10 protein-coding genes are annotated in these 9,117 nt (G+C 63.7%); 6 read left to right on the top strand and 4 right to left on the bottom strand.

The genetic code is table 11. The features are described 5' to 3' along the window. Positions 1 to 187 precede the first annotated feature (187 nt). Positions 188 to 565, top strand: coding sequence for a hypothetical protein (locus KAZ48_08625; protein ID MBP7972853.1), 378 nt, complete (start codon positions 188 to 190; stop codon positions 563 to 565). A gap of 137 nt (positions 566 to 702) precedes the next feature. Here KAZ48_08625 and KAZ48_08620 read toward each other — a convergent pair whose 3' ends face one another. Then, positions 703 to 1,116 carry a transglycosylase family protein gene (locus tag KAZ48_08620; GenBank protein ID MBP7972852.1) on the bottom strand — a complete coding sequence of 138 codons (414 nt, stop codon included), beginning with the start codon at positions 1,114 to 1,116 and terminating at the stop codon, positions 703 to 705. Positions 1,117 to 1,666: 550 nt separating this feature from the next. On the opposite strand from KAZ48_08620, the gene KAZ48_08615 reads away from it, so the two are divergent. Beyond that, positions 1,667 to 2,092: a DUF805 domain-containing protein gene (locus KAZ48_08615; GenBank protein ID MBP7972851.1), complete on the top strand. Its 426-nt coding sequence runs from the start codon at positions 1,667 to 1,669 to the stop codon at positions 2,090 to 2,092. 98 nt (positions 2,093 to 2,190) lie between these two features. On the opposite strand, the gene KAZ48_08610 is transcribed toward KAZ48_08615, so the two are convergent. Beyond that, positions 2,191 to 2,898 carry a type 1 glutamine amidotransferase gene (locus tag KAZ48_08610; protein MBP7972850.1) on the bottom strand — a complete coding sequence of 236 codons (708 nt, stop codon included), beginning with the start codon at positions 2,896 to 2,898 and terminating at the stop codon, positions 2,191 to 2,193. A gap of 144 nt (positions 2,899 to 3,042) precedes the next feature. After that, entirely contained in the window at positions 3,043 to 3,864 is an 822-nt protein-coding gene (locus tag KAZ48_08605) for a hypothetical protein (GenBank protein MBP7972849.1), read from the bottom strand. Positions 3,865 to 3,975: 111 nt separating this feature from the next. Between KAZ48_08605 and KAZ48_08600 the strand changes: the two genes are divergently transcribed. The 4 genes from KAZ48_08600 (at position 3,976) to KAZ48_08585 (ending at position 8,636) form a co-directional block, all read left to right on the top strand. Continuing rightward, positions 3,976 to 4,959 carry a DUF2804 domain-containing protein gene (locus KAZ48_08600; protein MBP7972848.1) on the top strand — a complete coding sequence of 328 codons (984 nt, stop codon included), beginning with the start codon at positions 3,976 to 3,978 and terminating at the stop codon, positions 4,957 to 4,959. A gap of 86 nt (positions 4,960 to 5,045) precedes the next feature. Further along, complete coding sequence (locus tag KAZ48_08595) at positions 5,046 to 6,338, top strand: alpha/beta fold hydrolase (GenBank protein ID MBP7972847.1); 1,293 nt, start codon at positions 5,046 to 5,048, stop codon at positions 6,336 to 6,338. Beyond that, positions 6,338 to 7,468 (top strand): hypothetical protein, encoded by a 1,131-nt coding sequence (locus tag KAZ48_08590; protein MBP7972846.1) that lies wholly within the window; start codon positions 6,338 to 6,340, stop codon positions 7,466 to 7,468. Before KAZ48_08595 ends, KAZ48_08590 begins: the two co-directional genes overlap by 1 nt. A gap of 28 nt (positions 7,469 to 7,496) precedes the next feature. Continuing rightward, positions 7,497 to 8,636, top strand: a complete 1,140-nt coding sequence (locus KAZ48_08585) for a PrsW family intramembrane metalloprotease (GenBank protein ID MBP7972845.1) — start codon at positions 7,497 to 7,499, stop codon at positions 8,634 to 8,636. Here KAZ48_08585 and KAZ48_08580 read toward each other — a convergent pair. Further along, positions 8,531 to 9,117: cobalamin-dependent protein (locus tag KAZ48_08580; GenBank protein MBP7972844.1), on the bottom strand; the 587-nt coding region annotated here is incomplete at its 5' end. The genes KAZ48_08585 and KAZ48_08580 overlap by 106 nt on opposite strands.

Here is a 9,117-nt window from a genome sequence, read left to right as displayed (position 1 = left end):
AGCGTGCGCATCGGCTTCACCACTACCGTAACGAGCAGTACTGGATGGGAGTAACCAACCATCTGGCCGATCATGTACTCGGAACCTTTCCCGACAAAGACGCGGTTCCCGTCTCTCGAACTGCCAAGACGCTAGGAGTCTCGTAATGGCGAAGGCCCAGCCGCAATCGTCCGCCGCCGCCGGACCGTTGACTGTCGTGTGGAAGCGCACGCCGGACGACCACGACTACCCGGCGGCTGGCAGCTACCTGAGCCTGATCACCAACGCCGACTCGGTCAAGGACATGGTCAAGCGTCTGCAGAAGGCGCCCATCGTGACCCACAAGGCGAAGGACATCCTCCGGGCCGCGCGGCTCGAATTGCTTCCCATGGACAACGAACACGTCAAGGAAGACCTGCGAAAGATTGCCCAGGGCGTCGCACTTTCACCGGTGCTGTTGGTGCGCGGGGACATGAGCCTGGACCAACCAACCCAGATCGCCGACGGCTACCACCGCGTCTGCGCCAGCTACCACCTCGGGGAAAACACCGACATTCCGGCACGGATCATCGACCGCTTGCAGTAGTACCGGGCGGCGCGCAGCCACAAACGAGTCGACCCCGGATCGTCACCCGCAGTTGCGGGTCGATCCGGGGTCGACTCGTTGCTTAGCTGTGCTGCGTCACATGCAGTCAGAAGACCGCAGGTTCAACGCGAGTTGGCTTAGGCGCAGGCCCACGGGCTCCAGCCACGTGCGCGCTGGGTCTTCCACATGATGTGGTCCTGACCGAACTTCGGTGCCCGGTTGGCGGTGCTGGCGTAACGGCCACCACCATTGCTGATCCAGGTACCGCGGTCGAACTGGTACGCACCGTAGTAACCGTTGCCGGTGTTGGTGCGGTAGTTACCGCCACTCTCGCAGTTACGGACCGAGCGTGCCTTGCTCGAGCGAGCAAAGCGCTTGGCCTTGCGGATCTGCAACAGGTGACTCTTCTTGAGGTGGTACTTGCGGATCGAGTTCTTACCGACCGGCAGGTTGTACAGCCCGAATTGGCGCTTGTTCTGACGCTTGACGACGAGCTTCTTCTGCTTGGCAGACAGGACATTGGCTTGCGGTGCGGCAACGGTCTTGACCATCGACGTGTCGACGGCGGACGGTGCTGCGGTTGCGACGGTCATGGTTCCGGCTGCGACGGCGCCTGAGGCAACAACAGCTGCTCCGGCCACGGCAAAACGGCGTGAATTACTGGAAATCAAGGATTACTCCACTGATTGTGACGCCAACACACGCTGTGGTGCACTCGGGCGTCTCGGTCACGTAGGGGGTCTTCGCCGAACGGGTTCTGGTCACCCATGAACGGCTCGCCTGGCACTCGCAAAATGCTGCGAGTCCTACGTGCTTTCGTTCTTTGCTGCAATTCCAGAGTAGGGGCACGTCGGGGGTTGCAATGCCAACAAAACGGACATCGTGGCGGACCACACAGCGGTGTGACGTAGCTCAAACCAGCTTTTCGGCAGTGCCACTTGAGGGCTGCGCAGAGCTTGCCGTGACGTAATCGCAGGTGAATCGGCGTGTCTGCCGCGAGGAATAGTCCACCAACATGCCCATTCGGCGAGCAAAGCGCGCAGCTGAACTGCGAGTATTCGCGCGTCGGTTAACGCCTGAGATCACCTTGCTGGAGGGCACATGGGATTCGGCCAAGCAATCAGTACCTGTTTTAGCAAATACGTAGTCTTCGCCGGACGCGCTCGCAGGAGCGAGTTCTGGTGGTGGATTCTGTTCGTCGTCATCCTGCAGGCCATTGCGAACGTGCTGGACAGCATCGTCGGAACGACGTACGCCTTCAGCAACGGCGATGGCAGCGTTATGACGTACCAAACCGGCTGGATCGGCACCCTGGTGGGCTTGGCGCTCTTCCTGCCATCGATTTCGGTTGCGGTCCGGCGGCTGCACGACACCGGCCGCTCGGGTTGGTGGTGGTGGCTGAACATCATCTGCTGCATCGGATCGATCATCTTGATCGTCTTCTACGTGGGAGATAGCACGCCTGACAACCAGTACGGTCCCAACCCCAAGGGTGGCGGCGCGATGTTGCCCCCTGCTACTGCATGACCTGACCAGAAACACAGCGGGTGTCGGACCGAACGTCGGTCCGACACCCGCTGTGTTTTGTCACGGTCGGCCCGTCTGTCGCGGTGGGGGCGAGGCGGTCAGCTGATGATCTGCTCGGCGAAGGCAGCGAAACACGCCAGCGCCGCGGGCCGCAGTCGCGGCTCGGCCGCCGTCATCGCGCGGGGCAGTACGTCGGCGATTGCTGGCGGTAAATCACTGGCCATGGCCGGTATCGACAGCCACCGATCGAGCTCGGCCGCGTCGATCTCAGCGTGAAACTGCATCCCCACGGCGGAGCCGAGTCGAAAGGCTTGATTCGGGCAGGTCGGGCTGGAGGCCAGCAGCCGTGCGTCCAACGGCAGTTGGGCTACATCGTCGTGCCACTGCATGACGGTGGCCACCTCGCCAACTGCGCCCAGCGGGTTGATGAGTGGGTCGTCGCCTTCGATTGTGACCTCGCATATCCCGTATTCAGGTGCTGCACCGCGTCGCAACTCGGCACCAAACGCGTGCGCGATCAGTTGATGGCCCAAACAGATTCCCAAGACGGGCACGTCGGCTTCGACGGCCCGTCGAATCAGCTCCATTTCACTACCGAGGCCGGGGTGCTCCTCGATCTGGTCGGCTCCCATCGGGCCGCCCATGACGACCAGCCCGGCGAGCCCATCAACGGCCGGTACCTGCGGCGACGGGTCGTTCACGAACATCCGACGCTCCAGCTGCAGACCCGCAGCGACCAGTGGCTGCTCGATCAATCCCGGGCCTTCCCAAGCAACATGCTGAACAACCACGACGCGCTTGGACATGGATCAATCCTGTCAGTCACACAAGCTGGTTCGGGTACCGGATGACCTTGCCTGGTCGCTGTCCCGGACCTTGCCACCACCGCGGTGCTCTTGGCGAGTTGCGGGCTACGCCGAGCGGGTTGTCACTCATCCTGCGAGCGACCGTCACCAATCAACGGGCGGACTGAGTCGCGGACCCGCGCCGATCAGTTGCTGTGGGCCCATGACGACGAACGGGTGGTCGGCCTTGCGCAGCCACTGGAGGGTGCGGCGCAGCTTTCGCTTCGGCAGCGAGACGCAGCCCCGGGTTACGCCGAGGCCGCGCTGATGGATCCAGTAGCCACTGCCCGTCGTTGGGTCGGGCTGGCGAGTATCGCGGGGGTGCTTGCCGATCCGGCGGTTGTAGTTGATGGCGATGACGTAGTTGTAGAGCTGAACCGGATAGGAGATCTTGTATCCGCCGCGCTCATACCGTTGCGGTCCATAGTGGTACCGCATCGTGGTTCCTGGGTTCGGCAGTCGACCGCCGGTATCGGTCAGACTGAATACCCCGATTGGCGAACGGAGGCTGCCTGTCCACGGCCTTACGTGCCAGCCCTTGGCGCCGTTGAGCGACCAATCGGAGCTGATGTTGACCCAGCACCCGCCAACCTTCTGCCACCGTTCGAATCTGCTGTCGTACGAGTGTTTTGAGATGCCCCTAACGACGATCAACTGCCGCGTCTTGGCCGGGACTTTCGCGGCGTAGCTCGCCTGCACGGTCGGCACTGAGGTCAAGCAAGTGTCAGTTGGCGTTGGTGTTGGCTGATCAGCGCCCGGCAAGGCAGGGCCGGATGTCTGCGTACCAACTGCCGCAGTCGCGGCCGCAGCAGTTCCGGCTCCCGGCAGCATCCCCACGACTGCACCTAGGCCGACCGAGGCGGCCGTGAGCGCGACCAATGGCGCGCCGGAGGTGAAAGCGGCCCAACGTACGCGAGCATCTGTCACCGCTGTCACCTCCGATCCGCTGTCTCCGACCCAGCCAGCGACACCCCGACTCTAAACGGCAGGTCGACTCTTCAGCTCAACCAGCGACGTTTTCGGGTCTAAGGTCGCATCATGGCGATCTCCGAAATCACTCGCCCGGTGGATCTGTGTCGATCGGATGGCTCATTGAACCGGCGCGCGGTTGGCTACTCTCGGCGGCCGCTGCACACAACCAACCTCCGGGGGTGGGGTCGCAACAAGCGCTGGGAGTACTGGGGCTTAGTAACCCCGACCCACTTCGTCGGCATCACCGTCTCGAGTTTGGACTACGCAGCGGTCAGCCAGTTGTACGCCTTCGATCGGCGCACAGGGCAGGAGATTGTTGAGGACACTCTCGCGCTTGGATCGGCGCGAACTGTGCTGCCCGACCACCCCGCCCCACTGACGGCGGGAACCAATGGCTCAAAGCTCGCGATCACGCTGACTGACCGCGAGGAGGGAACCCAGATACGAGTCAGCAGTACCCGGCTGACCGTTGATGCCCTGGCCGAACCGGGCGGCGACTGCCTTGCGGTTGTCGTGCCCTGGAACGGGCGCAGATTCCAATACACGGTCAAGGATGTCGGTCGCCCGCTCGTCGGCGAGGTCGTCATCGATGGTGAACGAGTGGCCATACCGGCTGGGGAATCCTTCGCAGTGCTTGACCGTGGCCGCGGGGTCTGGCCCTATCGGCTGTCGTGGAATTGGGGTGCTGGCGCAGGGGTGCTGAACGGCAAACGCATCGGACTGCAGGTCGGTGGCAAGTGGACCGATGGCACTGGCTCAACGGAGAACGGCCTGATCGTCGACGGCAAGCTGACCTACTGGCCCGATGAATTGGCCTGGGACTACGACCGCAGCGATTGGTACAAACCGTGGCACGTGACGGGACCGAACGTCGACGCCACGCTCACGCCTATCCACGTCCGCGATGCAGGAACCAACGTGGGAATCATCGCTTCCTCGGTGCACCAGGCGTTCGGCACGTGGAGCGGCTCAGCCACAGACGCAACAGGTCAGGAGTACAAACTCGACGGGCTGACGGGCTGGGCGGAAGAGGCCAACAACCGTTGGTGATCGGCCAGACGACTTTCCATAACGCGCCTTAGGGCGACCCGACTGCCAAAGTGTGACCCAGCAATCCCGGCAGTCAAGGAGTCACGATGACGCAGTCCCCCTCGTACCGTCTCAAGGCGGCCGTCCTGGTCACGACGGTTGGCTTGGTGGGAACCGTCGTGCTCGGTTCTACCGTGCTGAATCCGTCGCCGACGCAGGTGTCGGCGCCCCACAGCTTGACTGAAATACCCGACTACGCGGGGACCGCGCAGATCAACACCCCCTTCTACGACGCCGTCAAGCCGCCTGCCGGGGTCGCGCCCGGCACGTTACTGAAGTCCGAACCAATCCTCGGCGGGCCGCCCGGCATCACCGCCAAGCGCTTCTCCTACGTGTCCCAGACTGCTGCTGGCAAGCCGCTCGTGGTCACCGCCCTCTACGCAGTGCGCGATGCACCGAGTCCCGGGCCCAACGGCCGCCCACTCGTCGCGTTCGCTCACGGCACGACCGGCATGGCTCCAGGTTGCGGCATTTCGCAGGCCCCGTTCACCCCCAACTCGACCGGCATCGGGACGTGGGACCAAGTCCTGTCCGCGCTGGTTGGAGCAGGCTTTGCGGTAGTGGCTACCGACTACGCGAACATGGGCGTGCCCGGCACTCCGAACTACCTGGTGATGAAGGGTGAGGCGCACGACGTTCTGAACTCCGCGAGGGCGGCATTTGCCCTCGATCCGACCTCTATCGATCGCTCCGAAGTTGCCATCATGGGTCACAGCCAGGGTGGGCATTCGGCACTGTCGGCTGCGTACGAGGCCCCGACCTACGCCCCGGATGTCGCGATCAAGGGAACCATCGCGATCGCACCGGCGATCTTCCCGCCCGCACCGCTGCTGATCAAGTTCATCCAGGCAAGCCCCGACAAGCCGGCCGACTACTTCCTGTCGTTCATTGCCGACGCGGTGAACTCCTGGTCCGCTAACTACCCAGGCCGGATCAAGAGCAGTGACGTCTTCACCCCGGCGGGCGTCAAGGCAGCCAATGTTGCCCTGACCAAGTGTCTTCGGGCGACCGCAGCAGCGTTCTCCGGTCCCAAGGGCGACTACGTCCAGAAGACAATTCCGACGTCACTTCTGTCCGTCGCCCAGGAGAACTTCCCGGTCTACCGCAAGTACGCACAACCCATGTTGATTCAGCAGGGCTTGGAAGACACCACGGTGGTGCCCGGCGTCAACTTGGCGGCTGCCCGAACGTTCTGTCTGCAAGGCAGTCAGGTCAACCTCCAGACATTTCCCGACGATGTTCACTCGTCGGTGCTCTACACCGGACAACCGGACGCAATCACTTGGCTCAACGACAGATTCGAAGGTAAACCGTTCAAGTCTGATTGTGGAGGCCTGTGATGACTGTCGCCATCGTGTTGGGAGTCGTGGCCACCATCGTCGCGCTCCTCGGCTTGCTCGGTCGTAAGCAGACCGGCGAGGCTTGGCCCTCGCAGATCATCGTCTACGCGCTACCACTGGGAATCGTGGCGGCCGGGTATTCGGCAAGTATCGGCATCAACCTCGGCTGGACTCTGGTCGCGGGCCTGTCGATCTTTCTCGCAGTGCTGGCGGGCGGGTTGATGGGCCAACATCCGGCCCTCGCCGACCGGGAGTCCAAGCCGGTCGCAGCAGGGCTCAACCTGGCGCTCACCGGACTGATTTCAGTGGGGCTGGCGGTGGTCGTTCTGCTGTGGGCGAGCCACCTGATCTCGGCCTTCTCCTACCTGGACGGCTTCTGGGTTCGGGTCGTCCTGGTTGGTGCCGCGGTGGCCTACTCGATTGGTGGGCGGTCCTCCGTCGGGCTCAGCCGGGCGATTCTGGTGTTGATCATCATCGGTGCTGTGGCGGTGTTCGGTATCGGCTTTGTCGCGGGCGACACCAGTGGACTGACTTCCCCGCAGGTTCCGGTCCCGCCGCTGAGTCCGGTCACGGCGGTCCTCTACGCCATCGGCGTCATCCTCATCGGTGCTGGCTACCCCGTGCTCCGATCCAACGGCAACCACAACCGTGCCCGCGTCTGGGTGGCTGCCGTCGTGCTGGCGCTGGTTGTCGTCGTCACGTTGGTCGGAATCCTGATGCTCTACGGCGGTTCGTTCCAGCTTCCGAGTCTGGTGATCAACGTTCTACCGGTGTACTCGCCACCGGTGGTCAGCGCGGTGATTTGCGGTTTGCTCGCCATCATCTCCACGGTGGTGGTTGGTGCCGCGATCAACGCTGCCGCCGGCAGCGCCGCTCAGATCGAGCCGAGTTGGTACGAACATGCCGACGAGCACCCGGCACCTCGACGCCGTGTCGCAATCGTGCTCGGTGTCGCGGTCGTCGTGGTCGCCTGGTTGGAGCCCACCCCGCAGGCGCTCGTGGCCGTGCTTGCCGTGCTGGGGTTTGCGAACCTGCTCGCCGAGCGGATCATCCGTCGCAACCATCAGCCCAAGCACGGCGCCGCAGATGGCGCGGCTCACGAGGGTTCGGCCGCAGCCAACACCGGATGAGCTATCGGTGCCAACCGGGTCGACGTCCATGACCACCGCAGACGGAATCCCGCAGCGAGGCTTCTACCCGGTCGGTCGCGCGGGGAGCGAACGTGGATGGGACGGCCACATCTGGACCGACGAGGTTCGATCCGACGCTGCGGTGCTCGCCGCCAAGCCATGGCAGCGTCGCCCGTTGGCGTTTCTTGATCACCTGTGGTTCCGCATTGCCGGCGGCGGTTTCGTCATCGGCATCGTGCTCGCCGTCCTATCTGACGCGCTGGACCTCACCTGGCTCGCGCCGATCGCGAGCATCGGTACGTTCGCGGTCGTCGGAGGCTTCGTGCTGTTGATCTGGCAGCGGCTGAACGCTGCTCAAGCTTTGTCTGGCAAGGCCCTGATCTGCTGGGGACTGGTGGGTGGCGTCGTCGCGTGGGAGATCAGCGGATTCCTGGAGACTTCATTTGACCATCGACTCGACGTCCCCTCCGACAGCCCGTTGTCGATGCTCAGTGCTGGCCCGGCCGAGGAGTTCGCCAAACTCGTGGTGCCTGTGGTTCTGTACCTATTCGGCCGCTACCGAGACCCACGCGCTGGCTTTGCGATCGCGCTTGCCAGCGGCGCTGCGCTGGGGATGATCGAGGGCTTTGAGTACACGATCCACGCGACCGGAATCTTCGATGACATGTACGGAATCAACCAAGGCGACAAGATGGCTACTGCGTTGATGGCCACCCAGCGACCCATGACCGAATTGATGCACCCAATCTTCACCGGTTTTGTTGCCGCGGTCGCGTGGCGCGTGGCCTGGCGGCGGGGGTCGCTGCTCACCTGGGTCGGATTCGGTGCGCTGGCCTTGGTGATGGTGCTCCACAGCATCAATGACTTCATCGGCGTGCGGTACTCGCAGATCGCGTTGGCAGCGACTGCAGCGATCATCATCGGCGCCTTCTACCTCTGCTTTCGCCCGGCCGCCCGGCAGTTGACCTCGCCTGACTCGATCTCCGGCAACCCACCCAACTGGCGTCCGCGAGGGCCGCGCCACGTTAGACCCGAATCAGCCACGACTGCCGGTGCGGCGGTTCAAGCCAAGGCCTCCACGGCCTCCGGCAGCGATGACAACATCGGTGGGGACTCAAGGTCCTCGCCAGATCCCACCACGTCAAGCCAACCTGGCCCCGCCAGGTAGACCGATGCTGCTGGCCGGTGGCTTGGTAGGGCCGCAATGACGGAGAGGTCAGCGTGCTTGCGCATCGAAGCCCACAGCACGATGGCGCGTGGGCGTAACCGGGTCACCGCCGCCGTCAGAGCGTCGGCGGGTACCTGTTGTCCGAGCGTTATGGCCTCGACACCCCGTTCTGCCAGGGCCGCACGCAGAGCGAGTAGCGCGAGCACATGCTCGTCGTCTGGGGCGCACGCGAGCAGGATCGGTCGGCCGGTCGGGCGCCCAATCCGCTCGACGTCGAATGCCTGCTGGACGGCGATGCTGGCAACATGCTCGACTTCGACGCCACGCTTGGTGCGTGACCACTGGTCACCGATAGCGATCAGGGTGGGAGCGACCAGATCTTCCCAGGCACGCAACGCTCCCCGATCGGCGATCGCAGACTCGACTATTGTCCGCACAGCTCGCCCATCGAGGGCGGTCGCAGCTCGCGCCATCCCGCGCT

This window comes from Candidatus Nanopelagicales bacterium (assembly GCA_018003655.1).
GTDB lineage: Bacteria > Actinomycetota > Actinomycetes > S36-B12 > UBA10799 > JAGNDY01.
Note: the sequence above shows the minus strand (reverse complement) of the source record. Positions and strands in the feature narration are given on the sequence as shown.